This is a genomic window from Bacillus mycoides, from assembly GCF_018742245.1.
GTDB lineage: Bacteria > Bacillota > Bacilli > Bacillales > Bacillaceae_G > Bacillus_A > Bacillus_A cereus_U.
The window spans coordinates 3347315-3372138 of sequence record NZ_CP036132.1 but is presented as its reverse complement, the minus strand read 5'-3'; the positions used below and the strand labels follow the sequence as shown (position 1 = coordinate 3372138).

The following is a 24824-nucleotide window of genomic DNA, read 5'->3' as shown; positions in this document are numbered from 1 at the left end:
CTATTAGTTAGAAGGGGGCCTTATTTTTTAGGACAGAAGTCTGTCTTAAAAAGATAAGGTCCCCTTTTGCCTTTATAAGGAGGAAAAAGAATGATTACGTTAACAGGACATACATTGACAGTTGAAGAAATGAAGAGGTTGTTACTTGAAGGTGAAGGTGTAACAGCTTGTCCAAATAGTATGCAAAAGGTAGCGGAGTGCCGCGAAGTAGTTGAGAAAATCGTAGAGGACGGAAAAGTCGTTTATGGTATTACAACTGGATTTGGAAAGTTTAGTGATGTACTTATTCAAAAAGATGATGTAAAGGCACTTCAGCATAATTTAATTCAGTCACATGCGTGCGGAATAGGCGATCCATTCCCGGAAGAAGTATCACGCGGTATGTTGATTTTACGAGCTAATACGATGTTAAAAGGAGTATCGGGTGTTAGACCACTTGTTGTAAATATGCTTCTTGAGTTTGTAAATCGTAAAATTCATCCGGTCGTTCCGCAACAAGGATCACTAGGAGCGAGCGGTGATTTAGCACCTTTATCTCATCTTGCTCTCGTTTTATTAGGTGAAGGTGAAGTGTTCTACAAAGGAAAACGAGTTCATGCGATGGTTGCTCTTACAGAAGAAGGACTTGAACCTATTGAACTTGAAGCAAAAGAAGGTCTTGCGTTAATCAATGGTACGCAGGCGATGACAGCGCAAGGGGTTCTTTCTTATATAGAAGCTGAAGCAAGTGCTTATCAATCAGAATTAATTGCATCGATGACAATGGAAGGATTACGCGGCATTATTGATGCATTCGATGAAAATGTTCATAAAGCGCGTGGTTATAAAGAGCAAGTGGAAGTGGCAAGCAGAATTCGTGATATTCTTCATGATAGTAAACTTGTGACAAAACAAGGAGAACTTCGTGTACAAGATGCATATTCACTTCGTTGTATCCCGCAAGTTCACGGTGCTTCTTGGCAAGTTTTAAATTATGTGAAAGAAAAATTAGAAATTGAAATGAATGCAGCAACAGATAATCCACTTATTTTTGATGGCGGGGAAAAAGTAATTTCTGGTGGTAATTTCCACGGACAACCAATTGCATTTGCAATGGATTTCTTAAAAGTAGGGATGGCGGAGCTTGCAAATATTTCAGAGCGCCGTATTGAACGCCTAGTAAATCCGCAATTAAATGACTTACCACCATTTTTAAGTCCAGAACCAGGACTTCAATCAGGTGCCATGATTATGCAATATGCAGCGGCTTCACTCGTTTCAGAAAATAAAACATTAGCTCATCCAGCGAGTGTAGATTCAATTCCGTCGTCAGCTAACCAAGAAGATCACGTAAGTATGGGAACAATCGCTTCACGTCATGCGCATCAAATTATTCAAAATGCAAGACGCGTTCTTGCAATTGAGATGATCTGTGCGATGCAAGCAGCAGAATATCGCGGGATTGAAAACATGAGTACAGTTACAAAAACGTTCTATCATCAAGGTCGTCAGCAAGTGCCTTCTATTACAAATGACCGTATATTCTCAACGGATATCGAAAATATCGCGCATTGGTTAAAAACGAACTATTCAATAAAGGAAAGATTGGATGTAAATGCAGCACTATAAAATGAGAAAAGGGAGAGATTGAAATGGAAAAAGTACAACAAACAATTCGTGCGGCAAGAGGTACTGAGTTACAAACGAAAGGATGGGTTCAAGAAGCTGCACTTCGAATGTTAATGAACAATTTAGATCCTGAAGTAGCTGAAAAACCAGAAGAATTAGTTGTATACGGCGGAATTGGCCGTGCAGCTCGTAACTGGGAAAGCTACCATGCAATTGTTGATTCATTAAAAACGTTAGAAAGCGACGAAACGTTACTTGTTCAATCAGGAAAACCAGTTGCAATTTTTAAATCACATGAAGACGCGCCTCGCGTTCTTTTAGCGAACTCAAACTTAGTACCAAAATGGGCGAACTGGGATCACTTCCGTGAACTAGAGAAAAAAGGTCTTATGATGTACGGACAAATGACAGCAGGTAGCTGGATTTACATTGGAACACAAGGGATTTTACAAGGAACATATGAAACATTTGGTGAAGCGGCACGTCAACATTTCGATGGTTCATTAAAAGGTACTGTAACGATTACTGCTGGTTTAGGTGGCATGGGTGGCGCACAACCTCTTGCTGTAACGATGAACGGCGGTGTTGTAATTGCTATTGATGTAGATAAGCGTAGTATCGACCGTCGTATTGAAAAGAGATATTGTGATCTGTATACAGAGTCTTTAGAAGAAGCGTTAACTATTGCGAACGAGTATAAAGAGAAGAAAGAGCCAATTTCAATTGGACTGTTAGGAAATGCGGCAGAGATTTTACCAGAGCTAGTGAAGCGTAATATTACGCCAGATTTAGTTACGGATCAAACATCTGCTCATGATCCATTAAATGGTTATATTCCAGTAGGTTACACAGTAGAAGAAGCAGAGAAACTTCGTGAAGAAGATCCAGAACGTTACGTACAATTATCAAAAGAAAGTATGAAAAAACATGTAGAAGCAATGCTTGCAATGCAAGAAAAAGGTGCGATTACATTTGATTACGGAAATAACATTCGCCAAGTTGCTTTCGATGAAGGATTAAAAAATGCTTTCGATTTCCCAGGATTCGTTCCAGCATTTATCCGTCCATTATTCTGTGAAGGAAAAGGACCATTCCGCTGGGTAGCACTTTCTGGTGATCCAGAAGATATTTATAAAACAGACGAAGTTATTTTACGCGAGTTCGCGGATAATGAGCATTTATGTAATTGGATTCGTATGGCACGTCAGCAAGTTGAGTTCCAAGGTCTTCCATCACGTATTTGTTGGCTTGGTTATGGTGAGCGTGCAAAATTTGGCCGCATTATTAATGAAATGGTGGCTAATGGTGAATTATCAGCACCGATCGTTATCGGCCGTGACCATTTAGATTGCGGATCAGTAGCATCTCCAAACCGTGAAACAGAATCTATGAAAGACGGTAGTGATGCAGTAGCAGACTGGCCAATTTTAAATGCATTAATTAACAGTGTAAACGGTGCAAGCTGGGTATCTGTTCACCACGGTGGTGGCGTTGGTATGGGTTATTCACTTCATGCTGGAATGGTTATCGTTGCAGATGGAACAGAAGCAGCGGCAAAACGTATTGAACGCGTATTAACTTCTGACCCTGGTATGGGTGTTGTTCGTCACGTTGATGCTGGCTATGACTTAGCGGTTCAAACTGCGAAAGAAAAAGGCGTTAACATTCCAATGATGAAATAAGGAGGAAGAAACATGCTGGACACTTTACTAATAAATATCGGTCAATTACTAACAATGGATCAAGAAGATGGCTTGTTAAGACAGGAAGCGATGAACACGCTTCCTGTTATTGAAAACGGTGCTGTTGGAATCGAAAACGGCGTAATTACTTTCGTTGGAACAGCGGAAGAAGCAAAAGGATTACAAGCGAAAGAGGTTATTGATTGCGGCGGGAAAATGGTTTCTCCTGGTCTTGTAGATCCGCATACTCATCTTGTATTTGGTGGATCTCGTGAAAATGAAATCGCGCTGAAATTACAAGGAGTTCCGTACCTAGAAATTTTAGAACAAGGCGGAGGTATTCTTTCAACTGTAAATGCAACGAAACAAGCATCGAAAGAAGAACTTGTTCAAAAAGCAAAATTTCATTTAGACCGTATGCTATCTTTCGGTGTAACAACCGTAGAAGCGAAGAGTGGTTACGGATTAGATGATGAGACGGAATGGAAACAATTAGAGGTAACTGCACAATTACAAAAAGAGCATTCAATTGATTTAGTTTCAACATTTTTAGGTGCTCATGCAGTTCCGAAAGAGTATAAAGGAAGATCGAAAGAATTTTTACAATGGATGCTAGATCTATTACCAGAGATGAAAGAGAAGCAATTAGCTGAGTTCGTTGATATTTTCTGTGAAACAGGTGTGTTTTCTGTAGAAGAATCAAAAGAATTTTTATTAAAAGCGAAAGAGCTGGGCTTTGATGTGAAAATTCATGCAGATGAAATCGACCCTCTTGGTGGTGCGGAAGCAGCGGCTGAAATCGGTGCAGCGTCAGCGGACCATTTAGTTGGCGCTTCGGATAAAGGAATTGAAATGCTTGCGAATTCTAATACAGTAGCGACTTTATTACCAGGAACAACTTTCTATTTAAATAAAGAAAGTTTCGCACGCGGCCGCAAAATGATCGATGAAGGTGTTGCTGTTGCTTTAGCTACAGACTTTAACCCAGGAAGCTGTCCAACTGAAAACATTCAGCTTATTATGAGTATTGCAATGCTGAAACTAAAAATGACACCAGAAGAAGTTTGGAATGCGGTAACAGTTAACTCATCTTATGCCATTAATCGAGGCGATGTAGCTGGGAAAATTAGAGTTGGTCGTAAGGCGGATTTAGTTTTATGGGATGCTTATAATTATGCTTACGTACCGTACCATTACGGTGTAAGTCATGTGAATACAGTATGGAAGAATGGTAATATCGCATATACAAGAGGTGAACAATCGTGGAGTACGGCCACTATTTAAAGAAAAATGCAAAGTTTATCGATCGTGAAGTAACGAAATGGAGCGAAATGATTAAAGATTGGGAGGAAGGCGTAGAAATATTCGGTGCTGCCTTAATTGGAGCGCCCCTTTCTAAACCATCTATTAGTCATTCGGGGGCATGTTTTGCGCCAAAAACAATTCGTGCGATGTTAGATGCATATAGCACGTACGCAATTACAGAAGAACACGATATGAAAGAAAGTGTTCTTCATGATTGCGGCGATATTGCGATGCATGTGACAGATATAAAAGAGAGTCATAACCGAATTGCGAAAACAGTTGGCCACTTGACGAAAGTAAATCCGAAAATGATACCAATCGTTCTTGGTGGTGACCACTCGATTAGTTTTCCGAGTATAACTGGTTTTGCAAATAGTAAAGGGAAGGTCGGTATTATTCAGTTTGATGCCCATCATGATTTACGTAATTTAGATGATGGTGGTCCATCAAATGGTACACCGTTCCGTAGTTTGCTAGAAAATGATGTGATTACAGGAAAACAACTCGTTCAAATTGGGATTCGTAATTTTTCAAATGCACGAGCGTACCATGAATATGCAAAAGAGCATGGCGTGACAGTGTATACAATGAAAGATGTAAGAGAGCGAGAAATAAAAGATCTTATTTCAGAAAGTATTGAAATATTAAGAAAACAAGGTGTGACTTCTATTTATATTTCTCTTGATATGGACGTATTAGACCAAGCGTTTGCGCCAGGCTGTCCAGCAATTGGCCCTGGTGGAATGGATAGTACAACTTTACTTGATGCAATTGAATTCCTTGGTAAAGAGCCACTCGTTCAAGGGATGGATATAGTAGAAATTGATCCAACTCTTGATTTTAGGGATATGACGAGTAGAGTAGCTGCGCAAGTGATTATGAGTTTTCTTTTAGCGAGAGAAACAGTTCGTAAGCAGGTTAGTATATAGACGTAAAATTAAAAGTGAATGTTTTCCTATACCTTATAAAAAACACATTACTACTCATATGTAGTAATGTGTTTTTATGTTAAATGAGAATGTGAAATTAGAATAGATATGTGTGTGGAAAATGTAACAAAATGCGGGTTTTTTAGTGTTTCTGTACAGATTGAATTTTTATGCGTAAATAAATTGACATAGAAAATATTTTTGTGATATTATAAAAATTTTGCTAAAAAAATAAATGTGTGTTAAGATTGAGAAGGTTACCATATATGGAGGTGGATTATTTGTTTCAAATTGGCGATAACATCGTTTATCCAATGCACGGAGCAGGTATAATTAAAGCCATAGAAGAAAAGGAAATCACAGGAGAAAAACAACAGTATTATGTTATAAAAATGTCGGCTAGTAATATGGAAGTGATGATTCCTATTGGGAAAGTATTGACTTCAAATATACGACCAGTCACAGATATAAAGGCATTAACAAACATAATAGATATTTTTCAACATGGAGAATCAGACAGATTACTGACGTGGAAACAAAGGTATAAATTGAATACAGATAAAATAAAAACGGGTAAAATACAAGAAGGTGCTGAAGTTGTACGTGATTTATTACGTATGCAGAAAGAAAAAGCACTTAATGCAAGCGAAAAGAAAATGTTAGATAATGCACATGAATTTTTGATTAGTGAACTGGGATTAATTGAAGGTATCACAGAAAATCAAATAAAAAGCTTTTGTTAAGATTCATTGTAGATAATGTATTACATCCCAAAAAAGATCTTGAATTTTTTGGGAATATAATTATAGAACATCAATCATTTCAAAAACATTCAACTCTTTCAAACCACTTTTAAAGCATTAACCTCGTTTGTTATGACTACAATTTAATCCATTTTTATTTTTTAATTTCTTTTACGAATGTTCGAAGTTTAATTCAATACTTCGATAAAATAGTTACTTGATTTTTGCAATCCTGATTCACACTGGCACGGACAAGGAGCCGTAAGGATGAAAGAGAGGTAGGGCTTTCATTGTTTTAGGTATATAAGTTTTTATTTTTAGAAGAATACTGAGCCACTCTCATTTCTATTGTTACGGGATTTTTTTTCATATGTGAGGAGATAATAATTGTTTATTTTCTTTATGTAAAAGAGATAAACGAATTGTTAGCCTTATATGGTCAACTAAAAGAGGTTTCCTAATTAGGAAACCTCTTTAATTTTTGTTTTTATTATTCTATTTGTTTAATATTCGAATCTTTAATGTTAAAGACGTATAAATTGACGTTACTATTTAAAAGTAAGTATGATGCGATTATAGTAATTTTTTATAAGGGGGAAGAAAAATGACAAGTTCAAACAATAAAGCAGCAAATATTTATGCAGGAACAAATATAAATAATTGGGGATCTTTTGAAAACATTGATGCAACAAAGGTGTTTGATCCGATTCAAATTGGATCTTGGTCTCTTCGTAATCGCATAGCGATGGCACCGATGACGAGATGTTTTGCAAATAATGAGACTGGGGTAGTTGGTACTGATGTAGTAGAGTATTACCAAAAACGTGCTGCGGATGGGATTGGATTAATTATTACAGAAGGAATTGTCATTAGCCCGAGAGCAAAAGGGAATCCGGGAGTACCAGGTATTTATACACAAGCGCAAATTGATTCTTGGAAACCTGTTACAGAGGCAGTACATAAAGAAGGCGGAACGATTATTGCTCAAATATGGCATGTTGGACGTATGAGTCATCACGAAATAATTGGTGGTCAAATGCCGCAAGCGCCGTCTGCTATTGCTGCGGAGGGTAATGTTCCGCGTTTTCGTAAACCGTTTGATACACCAGAAGCAATGACAATAGAAGAAATAAAAGAAGTTATCGGTCAATATGCACAAGCTGCAAAGAACGCAATCGAAGCTGGATTTGATGGAGTAGAAATTCACGGTGCACACGGATATTTAATTGATCAATTTACTTATGAGTTTGCGAATAAGCGCACAGATAAATATGGCGGGGACTTAAAGCAAAGGTTAACATTTATGAAAGAAGTAACCGAGGCTGTAATAGAGGCAGTTGGAGCTAATAAAACACTTCTTCGCTTCTCTGCATTTAAAGGTGATAATCCTGCTTATATGTGGAAAAATCCAGAACTTGCGATTGAAACTTTTGTAAATATGTTCAAAGAAGTTGGATTAGCGATGATTCACCCTTCAACGATGAATTATACGCAAGTTATTGCTGACGGAAAGAATTTTCATCAATTAGTAAGAAAATATTGGGATGGTACTATTGTTGGGGTGGGCAATTTGAATCCGAAAGAGGCAGAAGAAGCATTGCAAGAAGGAACAATTGATGTAGCGGCGTTCGGAAGACCATTAATCGCTAACCCAGATTTTGTTCATCGAATTAAAAATGCTGAAAGTTTAGTTGAATATGACGCGAAAGAGCATCTTGCTACATTAGTGTGAATAAGGATAAAAAGAGAACACATCGAGTGTTCTCTTTTTATTATGGAATTTCATATATAGGGGGAAGCGGAATGAGTGAAGCGCTACTCGTTATTATTAGTATATTGCTCTTTTTGATGCTACTTTTAATTTTCTTTTTTATCATTACATTTTTTATTAAAAAACGGACGCATCATTCTATATTAAAACTGCATCCATACTTAGGTAGAATGCGCTATTTACTCGAAAAAATAGGTCCAGAATTTAGGCAATATTGGTTTGATCATGATACTGACGGAAAGCCTTTTTCGCGCTATGATTTTCAAAGTGTTATGTTTCTAGCAAAATACCGTTCTGAAATACTTGGTTTTGGATCAAAACGGGATTTTGAGGAATCTGGCTATTATATTGCTAATACATTATTCCCCACATTAACAGATGAATTAAGTGTGAATCTCACGCAAGAACGTGAGGGGAAAAAGTATATGATTCATAAAGAAGGATTATTTTCAAGAAGAGAAAAATTGACAGCGGATACAACAAACCTTTGGTTGTATGAAGAAGATGATGCAATTATAGTCGGCGAAAATCGTAAATATCCATGGAAACTGTATGGGATGTTTGGAGCGTCAGCTACATCTTACGGTGCGATTGGAGAAAATTATATTTTATCAGCTGGGTTTGGTGCAAAAATGGCAGGTGGTTCGTGGATTAATACTGGGGAAGGGGGCGTAATTCCAGAACATTTACATACGGGTGCGAATATCGTTGCGCAAATTGGTCCTGGATTATTCGGATACCGTGACGAGGACGGGAATTTTTCGATGAAGGAATTTTTGGAGAAGGCGAAAGAAAGTAATATTAAAGCGTTTGAATTGAAATTTGGGCAAGGAGCAAAAATACGTGGTGGTCATTTAGAAGGGCAGAAGGTAAATGAGAAAATCGCTTCCGTTCGGAAAGTACGAGAAGGTGAAACGATTAATTCGCCAAATCGATTTTCATTTATTAATAGTGCGGCAGAGGCTTTATATTTTATTCAAGATTTGCAAGAAAACGGTGGTAAACCAGTGGGCATGAAAATTGTAATTGGTCAACAGAAGCCTTTGGAAGATTTATTAAAAGCAATGAAAGAATTAAACATCTATCCAGATTTTATTACAATCGACGGTTCAGAAGGTGGATCAGGTGCAACATATAAATCGATGGCAGATAGTATGGGGCTGCCGCTTATACCGGCATTACTTACATTTATTGATACGGCGAATCATTACGGTGTTCGGGATAAATTAAAGGTGTTTGCTTCAGGGAAATTAATCACACCAGATAAAGTAGCGATTGCTTTGGCTATCGGTGCAGATGCCGTAAATTCAGCACGCGGCTTCATGATGGCAAGTGGCTGTATTATGGCGCTTCAATGTAATTCAGGGCAATGCCCATCGGGTGTTGCAACTACGGATCCACACTACCAAAAAGCGTTAGATCCATATGAGAAGAAATGGCGAGTAATGAACTACATTATTAGCATGAGATATAGTTTGTTTTCATTAGCGGCAGCGGCGGGGGTAAAGAGCCCGCGCCATTTAACGAGAGAGCATATTGTGTTTAAAGATGAGATGGGGAGAGTAGTTCCACTTTCGGAATTGTTTCCTTCCGTAATTGGGAAGTAAATATGTAGCTGAACAAAAAATATGAGTACAAAGTCATACATTTGTATGGCTTTTTTGGTTATGGGAAAAGTAGAAGTTTATTACATGAATGTTCCCGCTTGTCTGTTGCTCTTTTTCAAACAAATTATTTGATGGAGATGAGTTATCAGAATATTGTTTTTGATGAAAAAATGAAACGATATACGCATTGACAATAAAAACTAATTAGACTATAATAAATCTCGGATTCAAGATATTTTTGAAGGATAGTCAAAAACATAAAATCAATATTTTAAATATAATCATAAGAACTGTAGTTTTTTTGTGAATTACCTCGAATTCGAGATAATTTCTGAGCGAGATGAAATGTGTTAGTTTTTTTGAAAGGCATCTCAAAATTGAGATAAAATAGCATTGCGGATTGAACTTTATCATATGGACAAAATGAATAATGAATTTTAGCAAATAAACGTTTTTTGTAATGAAATAAAAAAGGGCGTGGAGAAGACGATGGGTGAGGAATTAAAATTACCAGAGCGATATAATCAGCATAGAAAACAGATTGAACAAGGGTTATTACCAATTTAAGTAAGAGAATTATACTAATTATATAAGGGATTGAAAGGGGAGAAAAATGATGAAACATGTTTTTCAAAAAGGAAAAGATGAGTCAAAACCAACACTATTATTGCTTCATGGTACGGGAGGAAATGAATTAGATTTATTACCGCTTGCAGAAAGAATTGATCGGGAAGCTTCTGTCTTAAGTGTTCGTGGAAATGTATTAGAAAATGGGATGCCCCGTTTCTTCCGCCGATTAGCAGAAGGTATTTTTGATGAAGAGGATCTTGTTTTCCGTACGAAGGAATTAAATGAATTTTTAAATGAAGCAGCAAAAACATATGAATTTGATAGAGATAATATCGTAGTTGTTGGGTATTCAAATGGAGCAAATATTGCAGCGAGTTTATTATTCCATTATGAAAATGCATTAAAAGGTGCCATTCTTCATCATCCAATGGTCCCAAGAAGAGGGATAGAACTTCCTAATTTAGTAGAGAAAGCAGTGTTTATTGCTGCTGGAACAAATGATCCAATTTGTTCACCTTCTGAGTCAGAGGAATTGAAGATGCTATTAGAAAATGCAAATGCTAATGTAACAATGCATTGGGAAAATAGAGGACATCAATTAACGATGAATGAAGTAGAGAAGGCAACAGAATGGTATGAAAAAATGTTTTCACATGCATAAATAGTAGACTAAATCGAGTGTAAAATCATAAAGATTTTATACTCGATTTTTTTGTTGCAATTTAAGGGGTTAAAAGAGAATAGGAAAGTTATGTTAAAATAAAAGTAAAGGGGTTCCTGTATTGTTAATGAGCAGGAGTGTCGATTATTCTAATAATGGGGGAAACTATTAGATGGCAAACTACGAAAATGAAGAAATGCTAACGGGAGGCAATGTCTCAAACGTATATCGTTCAGAAGATACAGTTCGACGAGAATTAAAGCAAGGCAGTACCAAAATTCATAAGCTATTAAATCATTTAGAAAATAAAGGTTTTAGTTATGCACCAAAGTTTTTAGGTATTGATGATAAAGATAGAGAAATATTATCATTTATTGAAGGGAAAGCTGGTAATTATCCTTTAAAAGAGTACATGTGGTCTAATGATGTTTTAAAAGAAATAGCGAAGATGCTCCGTCTTTATCATGATGCTGTGAGTGATTTTCCTTTATCAGATGATTGGAAACTAATGGATAATACTCCAAATAAAATAGAGGTTGTATGCCACAATGATTTTGCAATATATAACATTATTTTTAATAACGAAAAACCAGTAGGTATTATTGATTTTGATGTTGCTGGTCCTGGACCAAGACTTTGGGACATAGCCTATACTCTTTACACTTGTGTCCCATTAAGTAGAGTTTATTATACGGAAACAGGTAAGGCAGTTTATTATAATTCATTACAGCATGCGGGACGTATAAAGCAAAGGATTAAATTGTTTTTTGAGTCCTATAAAGGTGAGGGGATGGACGAGGATTATTTGGAGATGGTACTTCTACGATTAGAAGGATTATGTAAATACATGAAAAGAAAAGCAAAAGAAGGCGATATGAACTTCCAAAAGATGATAGATGAAGGACACCTTGAACATTACGAAAAGGATATTAAATTTATTCGTGAACATGGAAGAGAATGGATGTAATGAAATGCGTTTTATACGCTAAAAAGCTCAGAGTCATATAGGGACTTTGAGCTTTTTAGCGTATTAGTGTAGATGTTTTCCACAATAACTGAACTACTTATAACAGATATCTTTTACTATATTCATGTAGCATAGTTAAGAGTTTGTTACAGGCTGAGCTGTAGCAACTGGTAATTGGATATCGACAGTTGTTCCTATGTTTAATTCACTTGAAATGAATAATTTCCCGTGATGCTCTTGAATGATTTTATAGCACATCATTAAGCCAAGGCCAGTTCCTTTTTCTTTCAAGCTATAAAAAGGTTCGCCAAGACGAGCCATGCGCTCTTCAGGAATCCCACAACCTTCATCGATAATGCGTATTGAAACAAAATCATTTTCTAACGAAGTTGTTTGAATGAATATGTTACCACCATCAGGCATCGCCTCGATCGCATTTTTTAATATGTTAATAAAAACTTGTTTTAATTGATTACTGTCACATTGAATGTCAGAAATATAATCGAAATGGTCCATGATGATATGAACGCTGTGCATAATTGCTGTTGGTAAAATAAAAGTTACAACTTCTTCAATTAATGTTTGTACGTTGCATGTATGAATAGATAACACTTGTGGTTTAGACATCGCCATAAATTGGCTTGTTATAGATTCCATTTGTGAAATCTCACTCAGCATAACGTCCACATACCATTTATTTTCCTCATTTATTTCTGGATGTAATAATGTTAAAAATCCTTTTAATGAAGTGAGTGGGTTTCTAATTTCATGTGCAATTCCAGCTGTCAGTTGTCCTACTACTGCAAGCTTTTCGGATTTTCGTAATAACTTTTCAGTTTCTTTTAGTTCGGTAACGTCTCTTCCCATTACTATAAGACCTTTGCGTGAGCCATCAGGGTGGAAGAGTGGGACTTTTGAAATACTTAAAACTAGGTCGAAATCATCTCTATGTATAATAAATTCCTCTCCGTGAAGAATTTGTCCTTTTTGCCATGTTAGTTCATCGACTTCTTCACAATGCAAAAAAGATTCGCGGTACGCTTCGTTATATTGAATGAGTTCATTATCTCTTTTTCCATGATAAGGTACGTTATGGAAATTGAAACAAGAAAGCGCATAGTCATTCGCCTCAAGCCAGCGTCCTTCATGATCCTTAAAAATAACAAACGCAGGCATCGAATTCATTAATGTGCGTAATCGTTTCTCACTCTCTTGTAATACTTTCTCAATTCTTTCTGATTTTTCAAGGGGTTTCATAATGGCGTATACACCTGTTAAACGATTTTTAACAAAAATAGGAACTAATTTTGTTACGACATCTAGTAAATATCCGTCTTTATGATAAATAGAGACGATATACTCTTTTTGATTATCAGCCGCAGTATTTTTGATGTATTGTAGCACTTGATCAGAAATATGTGCTTCTAAAATAGAAGTGATTGTTTTTCGCTCCAATTCGTTAGAAGTATAACCTAATATTCTTTCAGCAGAGGGGTTAATATGTAAAATAACTCCTTCTAAATTCAATGAAATAATACTATCAGGGTTATGTTCAAAAAGAGATGCATACATTTCTGCTAAAGAACGATTTTGTATATGGTTTCGCAGGCGTCCAGATACGTTTGGTTGACGCTTTTTTTGAGTAGATGAATATTTTTTACGACTCATAATATTTCCTCCGTACAACTGGCATCTAAAAAAGATGGATCTATTAATAACTATAATATAGGTGTGATGTGTATTTCTATAAAAAATGGAAATTACATAGTGAATTTTCTTTTTTATTTTTAGTGGAAGGTATAAAAGGTAGTAATAAGAGAATCTTATATTGTTTTATTAATTTTTTGTAAGTTACATGAATGTATTTTCGTTATAACATTAGACTAGAAGAGGGGGAGAAAAATGAAAAGCTATATTCAAGGAATTGATCATGTACAAGTGGCGGCACCTGTAGGATGTGAAGAAGAAGCACGAGAATTTTATGGTAATAAAATTGGTATGAAGGAAATTCCGAAACCAGAAGAGTTAAAGAAGCGTGGCGGATGTTGGTTTAAGTGTGGAAATCAAGAGATTCATATTGGAGTCGAGCAAAACTTTAATCCAGCTAAAAAAGCGCATCCAGCTTTTTATGTTTTGAAAATTGATGAATTTAAACAAGAGTTAATAAAGCAAGGTGTTGAAGTAATAGATGATAATGCACGACCAGACGTGATTAGATTTTACGTATCAGATCCGTTTGGAAATCGAATTGAATTTATGCAAAATAAAAACTAGGTGAAGGTCCACCTAGTTTTTTATGCTTTTCTAAACAATCCTAACACTTCAACAGTTTCTGTAATATTAACGAATGCATGAGGATCAATTTCGGAAATCGTTAGTTTCATACTTGCTAATTCTTCACGAGAAACGACTGTCATAAGTACACGTTTTTTCTCGTTTGAATAAGCACCTTCACCATCAAGTAACGTAATTCCGCGTACTACAGTTGAAAGAAGCTTTTTTTTCATTTCTTCCGCTTGATTTGTTACAATCATAAGTGTAACTTTACGATGTTTTGTATGAACGGCATCAATTACTTTACCAGTTACATAAATTGAAAGTAAGCTTGTAAGGGCAACATCCCAAGTGAAGAAAAATCCTGCAATGACAACAACAACTGTATTTAATCCAATAAGGAATCCACCAAGTTTAATATCTCGTTTACGAGATAACAACATACCGATAATATCAAATCCACCAGTTGAACCATGGCAGTTAAAGACAAGGCCAATACCAGCGCCGGCGATGACACCGCCAAATACAGAAGATAAAAGTGGGTCTGTTGCTACGACTTTTACAGGAACATAGTATAGTGCAGCAGATAATACAATTACAGAGACAACTGTGTTAAAAATTACTTTTTTTCCAAGACCTATGTATCCTAAAATAAGGATAGGTAAGTTCAATACAAAGTTAATAATGCCTGTGTTTACAGGGGTTGCAATCCCTAAAATAATAGCAATTCCGCCAATTCCACTACTTAAAATTTTATGGGGGATAAGGAAAAGATTAAAGGCAATCGCAATAATAATAGAACCAAAAATAACACCAAGAAATCTGACCATCTTTTTCCCGTCCTTCACTAAATAATCATATTATTTCAAGATTATATATGAAATTGAAAGTTTTAGGTGAAAACAGTTTATTTTGGAAAATTAGATTAATCTAAACAGTTTGAGTATTTGATGATTTGAAAGGGGATACAGATATGAAGATAACGACGTATCAACAGAAAAGTCCTTTAAAACAAGAATGTGAGGATTCATTTTTTTGTAATGAACATAACATGATGTACGGTGTATGTGATGGCGCAACGCCACTTGTCCCGTTTTGTGATGAAGAAGGACATAATGGAGCATACATCGCTTCGCATTTATTTGCAAGTCATTTTACTTCGTTACGGGAGATTAATAGTTTACAAGGTGAAGTTGCAAAGGCGAATGAATTATTGCAAAACAAGATGCTAGAGTACAAGGTTGATACGAGAAAAAAAGACCATCTGTGGTGTACATGTATTGCAGCAGTTCAAATAGAAGGCGAAAAACTTGAATATGCACAGTTAGGTGATTGTATGGTCGTTGCAATACTTCAAAATGGAGCGATGAGAGTATTAACGAAAGATACGGTTCAAGGAATTAGTAAACGTGCAAAAAAGAAGAGAGAGGAAGATAGAGAAAAGGGATTACCTGTACCTGAAGAACACGTTTTTCAAGATGTTCGGGAGCAGTTAAAATACAATCGCTATCTTGCAAATATGCCAAACGGCTACTCAGTTGCAAATGGGATGAAAGAAGCTATGGATTATTTACAATATGGTGAATTACATGTAGCTGAAGTAAGTGGAATCTTTATTTGTTCGGACGGATTGTTCCATCCAGAGTGGTCGTTAGAACAAATTGTGATATATATAAGAAAGAATAGTATAAAAGAATATGTAGCAATCATTGAAAGGTTAGAAGGAGAAAATAGAATAAGACCAGATGATAAAACAGTTATTATGATTGATTTGTAAGAGGAGGATGTTCATATGGAAATTAAATGTGCAAATTTAACATTTCAAAATGAGTTAGTTCCTTTAGAAAAAGTAAATAAACTGATTATCCACCATACGTCAGAAGATGGATGGGATGTGTATAAAACTCACGAATTTCATCAAAAGGTAAGAGGATGGAGCGGGATTGGTTACAATTATTTTATTGAAGAAGATGGAACTGTAGTCGAAGGGAGAGGTTTACATATTGGAGCACATGCGAAAGATAATAATAGTGATACAATTGGAATATGTATGACGGGAAATTTTGATAAATATGATCCAACTACCCCGCAAATGAATTCATTATATTCTTTATGTAAAATGTTTATGAAGCAGTTTGCCATAGAGAAAGGAAATATACTCGGTCATAGGGAGTTAGAAGGGGTTACAAAAACTTGTCCAGGAAATCGCTTTTCTATGGTAGAGTTAAGAAAAGTATTATCTTAAATATAGAGGGGTAACTAATGATGATGAACATAAAAATACCGACTGATAAAAAAGAAGAGCTTGTAGCACAAATTCAGCAGTTTTTCGTTGAAGAAGATTTAGATGAGATTGGACGTTTCCAAGCAGAACGTTTAATAGAGGAAATGATTAAATTAGTAGGACCATTTGCATACAATCAAGCAATTGGAGATGCAAGAAAACTTGTAAGTGAGAAATTAACGAATATTGAAGAAGATTTGTATGTGTTAGAGAAGAATGAGGGTAAATAAAAAAGAGCCAGATGGCTCTTTTTTATTTGTTTTCTTTATGCTCTGTATATTCATGTATTTTTTCTTTTACATTACCGATTGTGTCTTTAGCAGTGCCTTTCACCTTATCCCATTTTCCTTCAGCTTGTAATTTCTTATTGTCGGTTACTTTCCCGACAACTTCTTTTACTTCGCCTTTTACTTTATCAATTGCACCTTCTACTTTTTCTTTTAAACCATGATCATGCTTTGTCATACATTTCTCCTCCTTGTAGTTTGATTAGAATTCTCTTTTCATATTGCAAGTTGAATGATGTATCTAGTAATAGCGTAACAAATCCGGTTTGAATATTCAAATGATTAATAGGATAGAAAAGGAATTGTCATAAAGTGAAACTTTAATCAGTGGGGGTTTTGTTCATCCCCCACTGATTATTAGTTGAACCAATCGGGCTTTTACGGGCAGTTGATCCCACACCTAACTTCTTTGCTTTCGCTGAATTTTGAGGTGGGGGTCTTACTGCCCGTTAATGCGGGATAAAATGTATAAGGTTGTAACGGAAAGAGAACGAATGTTAATTACATGTCTTTCGCAGTCCATATTGATTTTGTATAAGCGATTTTCATATGGGCACGTTCCATATTATTTTGACTGCCGCTACCAAAGCGAGCTTGTCCAACTATTAAATTGCAATTGGATTCAACAGCGGTCTCAATCCGTTTTTGAATTAATGCAGTATGAGAACCTTTACGTTGAAATTCTGGTAAAGTAGCAGAAGCAGCTAGTGAGGCAATACCTTTATTTACATACAGTACACCAATGCCTGCAGGGATATTTTGAACTTCAGATATGAAAAAATGCCAGCCTGGTTTATTGTAAAGAACTTCGTTATTTTGATGGACACCATCTTTTGTAAAAGACGGCATATTAAATCCGCGTACATAAATATCTGCAAAAGTATGAAACTCATTTTCTTTCAGTTTGCGTACTGAAATGTTAGACGGAAGAAGTGATGAATCTTCTCTCGGTATACTATATAAAGCAGTATGGAAGCTAGATTGGTAAAAACCTTTTTGAGATAAGTGTTGAAATAGTTCAGTTGTGCCTTGCGCTGGTGTGATTTCAAAACGGCAAGGAATTTGTAGTGATTGATAATAAGAGATGATTTCATCTATCTCATCTGTATTTGTAAATGTAATGCCTTTTACCGTATTAAAAGTAGGGCCAGCAATTACTTTTGATGAAAAGGCAGTGGCACTCCCGAATTTTTTCATTTGCACTTGCATTGGATTTCCGTTCATTGCTTGTAGTGCCTCTAATCTAGAAGAGAGCACATCTATTTCCGTCTTTTCAATTTCTTGTGCTGCATCGATTGTCATAATCGTACTCATAAGATACCTCCGTCAATAAATGTATTTCATAGTACATATACGATTTTTATTCTGAGATTCCTCTTGGAATGTAAGAGAATAAGAGTTTTTTGGAAGGAAAATGGAAGTTAACTGTCGAAGGGAGTAGAAACAGATTAAAGGTGGTGCTCTCATGAAACAGAAGGACGTGCAAACATGCTCTAATTGTGGTTCTCATAACATAGGAGAGGGTGAGTTTGTCGGCTATGCACAAATACGGAAGAAGGAGACAATGTTCACATCTTCACCAGTGGATGCGTATATTTGTACAGATTGCGGAAATATCCTTGTATTAAAGGTACGGAATTATGAAAGATTTAAGCAGAAGCCATTATGATCGTTGAGAAGTGGGCGTATCCAACGTTGTATACGAAACGTCTTATATTAAGGGAAGTTAATATGAGTGATAGTTTACATATATATGAGTATGCCTCAGATAAAGAGATGACAACTTATACTGTATGGGATGCTCATCAATCGTTACATGACACACAAAAATATATAGAAGAAATTGTGGGTGGATATGAGAAAGAAAAAGTAGCTCCCCTTGGAATTGTACTAAAAGAAGAACAAAAACTCATAGGAACTCGTGGATTTATAAAATATGATTCAAATACACATAAAGCAGAAATTGCATACGCCTTATCACGAAAATATTGGGGAAGAGGATTGGCTACCGAAGCGGCGTTAGCTTTTTTTAGCTATGGCTTTAACGAGCTATGTCTTACTAGTATTGAAGCGGGATGTAATTCAGAAAATGAAGTATCTGAAAGATTAATGAAACGCTTGAATATGGAGTATAAGTGTACGATTCAAAATGATTTGTTCATCAAAGATAAGTATCGTGATACGAAAAGGTATTGTATATCCAGGGAAAGATATATGAATCAATGAAATGTTTTATAGTGAAAACTCCTTTAAATGAATAAAGGAGTTTTTATTTTTTTGTAACAATAATGACCTTTAATTGCTATGGTTTTTATTGTTCTGAATTATTTCCAAAGAAATAATTCAGAAAATACTGAAAAATACCGTAAATATTTGTAGAAGTCTGTTATAATGAACGAAATGAAAACGCTTTAAAGGGAGGATGTAAACAATATGATGATGAATGTACCTCTAACAATTAGTTCTATGATGGAAAGGGCAGAAAAACTATTCCCAAAGAAAGAAATCATTTCACGGACACATGATACAGTTACGACATTAACGTATAAGCAGCTAGGGGAAAGGACAAGAAGACTTTCAAGTGCGTTAAAAAAGCTTGGAATTAAAGAAGGCGAGCGCATAGGAACGTTAGCGTGGAATCATCATCGACATGTAGAAGCATATTTTGCTATTCCAGGTATTGCTTCCGTATTACACACAATTAATATTCGTTTATCTCCTCAACATATTTCATACATTATTCAACATGCAGAAGATCGTATTTTACTTATTGATGAAGATCTTGTACCACTCATTGAGAATATCCAGTCTGAATTATCGACTGTACAAGCATATATTATTATGACTGATAAAGAGGAGCTCCCAAAAACGACCCTTCAGCCTGTATATCATTATGAGAAACTTTTAGAAGACGGCGACCCAAATTTCCAATTTGTTAAAGATATTGATGAAAATACACCTGCTGGTATGTGTTATACGTCAGCGACTACAGGGAATCCAAAAGGTGTTGTTTATACACATCGTAGTACAGTGTTGCACTGTATGGCACTTGGATTAGCGGATACGACAGCTTTATCGGAAAGTGATGCAGCAATGGCTATTGTGCCAATGTTTCATGTGAACGCTTGGGGACTTCCTTTTGCAGCTACTTGGTTTGGGTCAAAACAAGTTCTTCCGGGACCGATGTTTACTCCGAAAATTTTATTAGAAATGATTCAAACTGAAAAAGTAACGATAGCTGCGGGTGTGCCGACAATTTGGCTCGGTGTTTTACAAGAGTTAGAAAATAATAGTTATGATTTATCTAGTATAACGAGATTACTATGCGGAGGCGCAGCTGCACCGAAAAGCGTTATTAAAGCGTTCGAGCAAAAATATAATGTTCCTTTCGTACATGCATATGGCATGACTGAAACGAGTCCACTCGTAACGCTTGCACGTCTAAAAAGCTATGAAACAGATTTGGCGTATGAAGAACAACTTGAGATAAGATCGAAGCAAGGATATCTTGTCCCTGGTGTAGAGATGAAAGTAGTCGGTACAAATGGTGAAGTGAAGTGGGATGGTACGGAGATGGGAGAACTATGTTTACGAGCGCCATGGATCGCTGCAAGCTATTATAACGATGAGCGTACGGTGGAAGGGTTCCGTGATGGATGGTTATATACTGGCGATGTCGTTACAGTCGATGAGGAAGGTTGCGTCAAAATTGTTGATCGTACGAAGGATGTTATTAAAAGCGGTGGAGAATGGATTTCCTCCGTTGACCTTGAAAATGCTCTAATGGCACATGACGCTATATTTGAAGCGGCTGTCGTTGCAATTCCACACCCGCAGTGGCAAGAGCGTCCAGTTGCCTGCGTTGTACAAAAGAAAAATAGCACTGTTACAAAAGAGGAACTATATGAATTTTTAAAACCACAGTTTGCGAAGTGGTGGTTACCAGACGATATTGTATTTATGGAGGAAATTCCGAAAACATCTGTTGGGAAGTTTTTAAAACAGGCGCTTAGGAAAGAACTTGAGCATTTGCATAAAGAGAAGTGATTGAATTTATATTTGTAAACTTATGTAGAAATAAGGTTGACAAAGGGTGGATAGAAAGATAATATAACTCCTATAATATGTTATCTAAAAACTAATTTAAGTTTACAAATAGGAGAAGCAAATATGAATACAAAAAACTTAGTTTTCGTCGCTTTATTTAGTTCTATTATGGGAGTGTTAGGGTTAATACCTCCAATTGCTCTTGCTATTACACCAGTTCCGATTACATTACAATCACTTGGTGTTATGCTTGCTGGTGGACTGTTAGGATCACGTCTCGGTGCATTAAGTCAGCTTATTTTCTTACTTATAGTTGGAGTTGGAGCACCATTACTTGCTGGTGGACGCGGGGGTCCAAGTGTATTTGTTGGGCCAAGTGCAGGATATTTACTTGGTTATATCGTTGGAGCGTTTGTCATTGGATATTTAATTGAGCGTTTACGTGAAGTTTCTATTATAAAAGTATTATGCATTAATATAATTGGTGGTATTTTCGTAGTTTATGTATTTGGTATCATTGTCCAAGCTTTCGTAATGGATATTTCCGTATGGGAAACGATGAAAGTAAGTGTCGTATTTTTACCAGGTGATTGCATAAAGGCGACTATAGCAGCGATTCTTGTGACAAGATTACATCGCTCATTGAAACATATTATTACGCCTGCTTTAAAGAATAAAAAAATTACAAATGCAGGATAAGAAAAAGGAGAAACACGTTACTTACGTGTTTCTCTTTATTATTTTGTAAAGAAAGGACGTCACATATGGGGATTACAAAAGAATACAAAAAGTATGCCTCTTTACAACCGAATAAAATAGCGATTAAAGAAAATGATAGAGTGTTAACATATAAAGATTGGTTCGAGTCAGTTTGTAAAGTAGCAAACTGGTTGAATGAAAAAGAATCGAAGAATAAAACAGTAGCAATTGTATTAGAAAATTGTACTGAGTTTTTACAAATATTTGCGGGTTCCGCAATGGCTGGATGGGTTTGTGTGCCGCTAGATATAAAATGGAAACGAGATGAACTTAAAGAAAGAATAGCGATTAGTAAACCAGATATTATTGTGGCGGAGCAGTATAGGCTTAGTGATATATCCTGCGAAGAAGGAAGGGTTATTGAGATTGAAGAATGGAAAGAAATGATTGAGAACTATCTTCCTACATATCATCCTGTAGAAAATGTACAAAACGCTCCTTTTTATATGGGATTTACATCAGGATCGACTGGAAAAGCAAAAGCATTTTTACGTGCTCAACAGTCATGGGTATATAGTTTTAATTGCAATGTACATGATTTTTATATGAAAAATACAGATTCTATTTTAATAGCTGGGACGCTTGTTCATTCTTTATTCTTATATGGAGCAATAAGTGCCTTATATTTAGGACAAACGGTACATATAATGAGAAAGTTTGTACCAGTTCAAGTGCTATCTAGTATAAAGATAGAGAATATTTCTGTAATGTATACAGTCCCTACAATGCTTGAGTCTTTGTATAAAGAAAATAAAGTAATTGAAAGTGAAATGAAAATTATTTCATCAGGAGCGAAATGGGAAGCTGAAGCAAAAGAAAAGATGAAAAATGTGTTTCCTTATGCAAAAAGATATGAGTTTTACGGTGCGTCTGAGCTAAGCTTTGTAACGGCATTGGTTGAAGGAGAGAGTGAAAGAAAACCGAATTCAGTAGGGAAACCTTGTCATAATGTACAAGTTCGAATATGTAATGAAGCAGGAGAAGAAGTGCAGAAAGGCGAGGTAGGAACTGTTTATGTGAAAAGTGATCAGTTTTTTATGGGATACATATTGGATGGGGTTTTAATTCCAAAGTTGACTGTAGATGGTTGGATGACAGTGAGAGATGTAGGTTATCAAGATGAAGAGGGATTTATATACATTGTCGGTAGAGAGAAGAATATGATTATTTTTGGAGGAATCAATATTTTCCCAGAAGAAATAGAAAGTGTATTACAGACACATCCAGCTATTGATGAAATAGTTGTTGTTGGTATAAAAGATAGTTATTGGGGTGAAAAACCTGTCGCTATCGTAAAAGGAAGTGCTACGAAGCAACAATTAAAGAGCTTTTGCCTACAACGATTATCCTCTTTTAAAATACCGAAAGAATGGCATTTTGTAGATGACATCCCTTATACAAGTAGCGGGAAAATAGCTCGTAATGCAGCAAAAAGTATCATTGGAAATCAGGAGAAGATATATGAATAGAGCAGTTATTGTAGAAGCGAAAAGGACACCCATTGGTAAGAAAAATGGGATGTTGAAAGATTATGAAGTTCAGCATTTAGCAGCACCAATTCTTTCGTTTTTAAGTAAAGGAATTGAGAGAGAAATAGATGATGTTATATTAGGGAATGTTGTTGGACCGGGAGGAAATATTGCAAGGCTGTCTACTTTAGAAGCGGGACTCGGTTATCATATTCCTGGTGTAACGATTGACCGGCAATGTGGTGCTGGATTGGAAGCAGTACGTATGGCGTGTCATCTCATTCAAGGGGGAGCAGGTAATTGTTATATCGCCGGGGGAGTAGAGAGTACAAGTACGTCATCTTTTCAAAAGAGAGCGCGGTTTTCACCTGAAATACTTGGAGATCCTGATATGGGAGTAGCGGCTGAATATGTCGCGGAGCGTTATAACATAACGAGGGAAATGCAAGACGAGTACGCTTGTCTTAGTTATAAACGGACCCTGCAAGCGTTAGAAAATGGATATATACAAGATGAAATATTGTCACTTAATGGATTATTAGATGAATCTATAAAGCGAGAAATGAATTATGAAAGAATGATAAAGAGAACGAAACCTGTATTTTTACAAAATGGAACAGTAACAGCAGGGAATTCGTGTGGTGTAAATGACGGGGCATGTGCTGTTCTTGTAATGGAAGAGGGGCAAGCCCGGAAATTAGGATATAAGCCTTTTCTTCGTTTCGTTCGCAGTGCTGTAGTTGGAGTGGATCCAAACCTTCCGGGAACTGGTCCGATATTTGCTGTACAAAAACTACTTAGAGAAATGAATTTAGTGATAGAAGATATTGATTGTATTGAGATGAATGAAGCGTTTGCCGCTAAAGTTGTTGCATGTGCGCAAACATTACAAATTCCGTATGAAAAGTTAAATGTAAATGGTGGTGCAATAGCGCTTGGTCATCCGTACGGTGCGTCTGGAGCTATGCTTGTAACGCGCTTGTTTTATCAGGCTAAAAGAGAGCATATGAAATATGGAATTGCGACATTAGGAATTGGTGGGGGAATTGGGCTTGCTCTTTTATTTGAAAAAGTAGAAGACTAGCAAGTTAACTAGTTTTCTACTTTTTCAGGAATATAGGCGTTGCTACCAGGTTTTGCTTTTATTTCGTTCCAAGCAGCGATAGCATCTGTTTTTGATTTTCCTTTGTTGCTTGGGTCTTCGAAAAAAGAACAAGTAAAACGATTGTATTCAAACTGTGCGCTGATGGTTGTTTTATAAGAGGGGTCTTTTTTACGTTTGTTTTCTTCATGCCAAAACGTTATCGCGTCTTCATACGTTTTTCCGATATTCTTTTTAAAAAACTTTTGAAGGGCTACTGTAAAGCGGAAATTCCCTCCAATTTTTTCTTTGAAAAAAGCACGTACATCTTCACTACAGCGGTGATTTTCAGTAATAATTGTTTGAAGAGAAAGATCTTTATAAGAGAGGGAAGTTTTACTCACTTTTTGATGAGAACGGTTTTTTAATACTTTACCCGTAGTTAAATAATGTGAGATACGCCCGCTTATTTCGATCTTAGAGCCACTAGCTGGTAAATCATGCTCACGACAAAATGTTTGCAGTTCTGTTTTTAACCAATAATAGTTTTGGAAATCTTCAAGAGATATAGTTTTTGTTAAAGGTGGGCGCATGCATATAACAACTTCTTTCTTCCATAATTTTCTTTAATTATAAAACGTACGTTCTTTTTATGGAAGGATTTATGTGTAAATTTAATAGAAAAAGGGGAGAGATTATGACGAATGTAATGTAAGTTCGGGTTACTGGAATTTTAATTGAAGACGAAAAGGTATTGCTAGTAAAACAAAAAGAGATGTC

24 protein-coding genes and 2 pseudogenes are annotated in these 24824 nt (G+C 36.1%); 21 read left to right on the top strand and 5 right to left on the bottom strand.

Annotation, left to right across the window (positions count from 1 at the left end; all coding sequences use genetic code 11):
• Positions 1-90: 90 nt before the first annotated feature.
• From hutH to EXW56_RS17150, 10 genes and pseudogenes are all read left to right on the top strand, one after another.
• The gene (hutH, locus tag EXW56_RS17195; RefSeq protein WP_002066582.1) at positions 91-1608 is read left to right on the top strand and encodes a histidine ammonia-lyase; all 1518 of its coding nucleotides are present in this window, start codon (positions 91-93) and stop codon (positions 1606-1608) included.
• A gap of 23 nt (positions 1609-1631) precedes the next feature.
• The gene (gene hutU, locus EXW56_RS17190) at positions 1632-3290 is read left to right on the top strand and encodes a urocanate hydratase (protein ID WP_002111180.1); all 1659 of its coding nucleotides are present in this window, start codon (positions 1632-1634) and stop codon (positions 3288-3290) included.
• 12 nt (positions 3291-3302) lie between these two features.
• A complete protein-coding gene (gene hutI / locus EXW56_RS17185; protein ID WP_002111179.1) occupies positions 3303-4574 on the top strand; it encodes an imidazolonepropionase in 1272 nt (423 codons plus the stop codon).
• On the top strand, positions 4553-5524 hold the full coding sequence (gene hutG, locus EXW56_RS17180; protein ID WP_002199657.1) for a formimidoylglutamase: 972 nt from the start codon (positions 4553-4555) through the stop codon (positions 5522-5524). The genes hutI and hutG overlap by 22 nt, the downstream gene beginning before the upstream one ends.
• 281 nt (positions 5525-5805) lie before the next feature.
• Positions 5806-6267 carry a CarD family transcriptional regulator gene (locus EXW56_RS17175; protein WP_176555913.1) on the top strand — a complete coding sequence of 154 codons (462 nt, stop codon included), beginning with the start codon at positions 5806-5808 and terminating at the stop codon, positions 6265-6267.
• Between the two features lie 604 nt (positions 6268-6871).
• A complete protein-coding gene (locus tag EXW56_RS17170; RefSeq protein WP_002199659.1) occupies positions 6872-7999 on the top strand; it encodes an alkene reductase in 1128 nt (375 codons plus the stop codon).
• 71 nt (positions 8000-8070) lie between these two features.
• Positions 8071-9645: an FMN-binding glutamate synthase family protein gene (locus EXW56_RS17165; RefSeq protein WP_002199660.1), complete on the top strand. Its 1575-nt coding sequence runs from the start codon at positions 8071-8073 to the stop codon at positions 9643-9645.
• A 483-nt stretch (positions 9646-10128) separates the two neighbouring features.
• A pseudogene (locus EXW56_RS17160) lies at positions 10129-10212 on the top strand (VOC family protein); the annotation flags it as partial.
• A gap of 49 nt (positions 10213-10261) precedes the next feature.
• Positions 10262-10876 (top strand): alpha/beta hydrolase, encoded by a 615-nt coding sequence (locus EXW56_RS17155; protein ID WP_002199661.1) that lies wholly within the window; start codon positions 10262-10264, stop codon positions 10874-10876.
• A gap of 172 nt (positions 10877-11048) precedes the next feature.
• The gene (locus tag EXW56_RS17150; protein WP_204208676.1) at positions 11049-11843 is read left to right on the top strand and encodes a phosphotransferase; all 795 of its coding nucleotides are present in this window, start codon (positions 11049-11051) and stop codon (positions 11841-11843) included.
• A gap of 135 nt (positions 11844-11978) precedes the next feature.
• Here the strand turns inward: EXW56_RS17150 and EXW56_RS17145 are convergent, their stop codons facing one another.
• A complete protein-coding gene (locus tag EXW56_RS17145; RefSeq protein WP_002199663.1) occupies positions 11979-13511 on the bottom strand; it encodes a BA3702 family sensor histidine kinase in 1533 nt (510 codons plus the stop codon).
• A gap of 234 nt (positions 13512-13745) precedes the next feature.
• Between EXW56_RS17145 and EXW56_RS17140 the strand changes: the two genes are divergently transcribed.
• Entirely contained in the window at positions 13746-14117 is a 372-nt protein-coding gene (locus tag EXW56_RS17140; protein ID WP_002111168.1) for a VOC family protein, read from the top strand.
• 20 nt (positions 14118-14137) lie between these two features.
• Here EXW56_RS17140 and EXW56_RS17135 read toward each other — a convergent pair whose 3' ends face one another.
• Positions 14138-14947 (bottom strand): YitT family protein, encoded by an 810-nt coding sequence (locus tag EXW56_RS17135; RefSeq protein WP_002199664.1) that lies wholly within the window; start codon positions 14945-14947, stop codon positions 14138-14140.
• A gap of 143 nt (positions 14948-15090) precedes the next feature.
• Here EXW56_RS17135 and EXW56_RS17130 point away from each other — a divergent pair, with 143 nt between their 5' ends.
• Genes EXW56_RS17130 through EXW56_RS17120 form a run of 3 tightly spaced genes read left to right on the top strand, consistent with a single transcriptional unit; the run spans position 15091 to position 16631 of the window.
• Positions 15091-15894, top strand: coding sequence for a protein phosphatase 2C domain-containing protein (locus EXW56_RS17130; protein ID WP_033716691.1), 804 nt, complete (start codon positions 15091-15093; stop codon positions 15892-15894).
• A gap of 15 nt (positions 15895-15909) precedes the next feature.
• Positions 15910-16362 carry a peptidoglycan recognition protein family protein gene (locus EXW56_RS17125; RefSeq protein WP_002111162.1) on the top strand — a complete coding sequence of 151 codons (453 nt, stop codon included), beginning with the start codon at positions 15910-15912 and terminating at the stop codon, positions 16360-16362.
• 17 nt (positions 16363-16379) lie between these two features.
• Positions 16380-16631, top strand: coding sequence for a DUF2164 domain-containing protein (locus EXW56_RS17120; RefSeq protein WP_002087817.1), 252 nt, complete (start codon positions 16380-16382; stop codon positions 16629-16631).
• A gap of 22 nt (positions 16632-16653) precedes the next feature.
• Here the strand turns inward: EXW56_RS17120 and EXW56_RS17115 are convergent, their stop codons facing one another.
• A complete protein-coding gene (locus tag EXW56_RS17115) occupies positions 16654-16866 on the bottom strand; it encodes a CsbD family protein (protein ID WP_002111160.1) in 213 nt (70 codons plus the stop codon).
• Positions 16867-17189: 323 nt separating this feature from the next.
• Positions 17190-18002, bottom strand: a complete 813-nt coding sequence (locus EXW56_RS17110; protein WP_002199667.1) for a hypothetical protein — start codon at positions 18000-18002, stop codon at positions 17190-17192.
• Between the two features lie 151 nt (positions 18003-18153).
• Here EXW56_RS17110 and EXW56_RS17105 point away from each other — a divergent pair, with 151 nt between their 5' ends.
• The 6 genes from EXW56_RS17105 to EXW56_RS17080 all read left to right on the top strand — a co-directional run bounded on the left by EXW56_RS17105 (position 18154) and on the right by EXW56_RS17080 (position 24047).
• Complete coding sequence (locus tag EXW56_RS17105) at positions 18154-18357, top strand: hypothetical protein (protein ID WP_002199668.1); 204 nt, start codon at positions 18154-18156, stop codon at positions 18355-18357.
• Entirely contained in the window at positions 18354-18914 is a 561-nt protein-coding gene (locus EXW56_RS17100) for a GNAT family N-acetyltransferase (RefSeq protein ID WP_141558656.1), read from the top strand. The genes EXW56_RS17105 and EXW56_RS17100 overlap by 4 nt, the downstream gene beginning before the upstream one ends.
• Before the next feature lie 207 nt (positions 18915-19121).
• Positions 19122-20735, top strand: a complete 1614-nt coding sequence (locus EXW56_RS17095; protein ID WP_070139808.1) for a long-chain fatty acid--CoA ligase — start codon at positions 19122-19124, stop codon at positions 20733-20735.
• Between the two features lie 123 nt (positions 20736-20858).
• Positions 20859-21434, top strand: coding sequence for a biotin transporter BioY (locus EXW56_RS17090; protein WP_002111152.1), 576 nt, complete (start codon positions 20859-20861; stop codon positions 21432-21434).
• Between the two features lie 65 nt (positions 21435-21499).
• Positions 21500-22963, top strand: a complete 1464-nt coding sequence (locus tag EXW56_RS17085; protein ID WP_215596812.1) for an acyl-CoA synthetase — start codon at positions 21500-21502, stop codon at positions 22961-22963.
• On the top strand, positions 22956-24047 hold the full coding sequence (locus tag EXW56_RS17080) for an acetyl-CoA C-acyltransferase (protein WP_002199674.1): 1092 nt from the start codon (positions 22956-22958) through the stop codon (positions 24045-24047). Before EXW56_RS17085 ends, EXW56_RS17080 begins: the two co-directional genes overlap by 8 nt.
• An 8-nt stretch (positions 24048-24055) precedes the next feature.
• Here the strand turns inward: EXW56_RS17080 and EXW56_RS17075 are convergent, their stop codons facing one another.
• Entirely contained in the window at positions 24056-24637 is a 582-nt protein-coding gene (locus EXW56_RS17075; protein WP_215596811.1) for a DUF6434 domain-containing protein, read from the bottom strand.
• Between the two features lie 59 nt (positions 24638-24696).
• Between EXW56_RS17075 and EXW56_RS17070 the strand changes: the two are divergent.
• A pseudogene (locus EXW56_RS17070) lies at positions 24697-24816 on the top strand (NUDIX hydrolase); the annotation flags it as partial.
• Positions 24817-24824 lie beyond the last annotated feature (8 nt).

What these genes read in the sequence shown, in the direction of transcription:
- EXW56_RS17115 (WP_002111160.1), bottom strand. Translation starts at nt 16,866, where the DNA reads ATGACAAAGCATGATCATGGTTTAAAAGAAAAAGTAGAAGGTGCAATT.
- EXW56_RS17100 (WP_141558656.1), top strand. Translation starts at nt 18,354, where the DNA reads ATGATCGTTGAGAAGTGGGCGTATCCAACGTTGTATACGAAACGTCTT.
- hutH (WP_002066582.1), top strand. Translation starts at nt 91, where the DNA reads ATGATTACGTTAACAGGACATACATTGACAGTTGAAGAAATGAAGAGG.
- EXW56_RS17075 (WP_215596811.1), bottom strand. Translation starts at nt 24,637, where the DNA reads ATGCGCCCACCTTTAACAAAAACTATATCTCTTGAAGATTTCCAAAAC.
- EXW56_RS17165 (WP_002199660.1), top strand. Translation starts at nt 8,071, where the DNA reads ATGAGTGAAGCGCTACTCGTTATTATTAGTATATTGCTCTTTTTGATG.
- EXW56_RS17095 (WP_070139808.1), top strand. Translation starts at nt 19,122, where the DNA reads ATGATGATGAATGTACCTCTAACAATTAGTTCTATGATGGAAAGGGCA.
- EXW56_RS17155 (WP_002199661.1), top strand. Translation starts at nt 10,262, where the DNA reads ATGAAACATGTTTTTCAAAAAGGAAAAGATGAGTCAAAACCAACACTA.
- EXW56_RS17125 (WP_002111162.1), top strand. Translation starts at nt 15,910, where the DNA reads ATGGAAATTAAATGTGCAAATTTAACATTTCAAAATGAGTTAGTTCCT.
- EXW56_RS17090 (WP_002111152.1), top strand. Translation starts at nt 20,859, where the DNA reads ATGAATACAAAAAACTTAGTTTTCGTCGCTTTATTTAGTTCTATTATG.
- EXW56_RS17145 (WP_002199663.1), bottom strand. Translation starts at nt 13,511, where the DNA reads ATGAGTCGTAAAAAATATTCATCTACTCAAAAAAAGCGTCAACCAAAC.
- EXW56_RS17120 (WP_002087817.1), top strand. Translation starts at nt 16,380, where the DNA reads ATGATGATGAACATAAAAATACCGACTGATAAAAAAGAAGAGCTTGTA.
- EXW56_RS17150 (WP_204208676.1), top strand. Translation starts at nt 11,049, where the DNA reads ATGGCAAACTACGAAAATGAAGAAATGCTAACGGGAGGCAATGTCTCA.
- EXW56_RS17080 (WP_002199674.1), top strand. Translation starts at nt 22,956, where the DNA reads ATGAATAGAGCAGTTATTGTAGAAGCGAAAAGGACACCCATTGGTAAG.
- hutI (WP_002111179.1), top strand. Translation starts at nt 3,303, where the DNA reads ATGCTGGACACTTTACTAATAAATATCGGTCAATTACTAACAATGGAT.
- EXW56_RS17135 (WP_002199664.1), bottom strand. Translation starts at nt 14,947, where the DNA reads ATGGTCAGATTTCTTGGTGTTATTTTTGGTTCTATTATTATTGCGATT.
- EXW56_RS17085 (WP_215596812.1), top strand. Translation starts at nt 21,500, where the DNA reads ATGGGGATTACAAAAGAATACAAAAAGTATGCCTCTTTACAACCGAAT.
- EXW56_RS17130 (WP_033716691.1), top strand. Translation starts at nt 15,091, where the DNA reads ATGAAGATAACGACGTATCAACAGAAAAGTCCTTTAAAACAAGAATGT.
- EXW56_RS17105 (WP_002199668.1), top strand. Translation starts at nt 18,154, where the DNA reads ATGAAACAGAAGGACGTGCAAACATGCTCTAATTGTGGTTCTCATAAC.
- EXW56_RS17110 (WP_002199667.1), bottom strand. Translation starts at nt 18,002, where the DNA reads ATGAGTACGATTATGACAATCGATGCAGCACAAGAAATTGAAAAGACG.
- EXW56_RS17140 (WP_002111168.1), top strand. Translation starts at nt 13,746, where the DNA reads ATGAAAAGCTATATTCAAGGAATTGATCATGTACAAGTGGCGGCACCT.
- hutU (WP_002111180.1), top strand. Translation starts at nt 1,632, where the DNA reads ATGGAAAAAGTACAACAAACAATTCGTGCGGCAAGAGGTACTGAGTTA.
- EXW56_RS17170 (WP_002199659.1), top strand. Translation starts at nt 6,872, where the DNA reads ATGACAAGTTCAAACAATAAAGCAGCAAATATTTATGCAGGAACAAAT.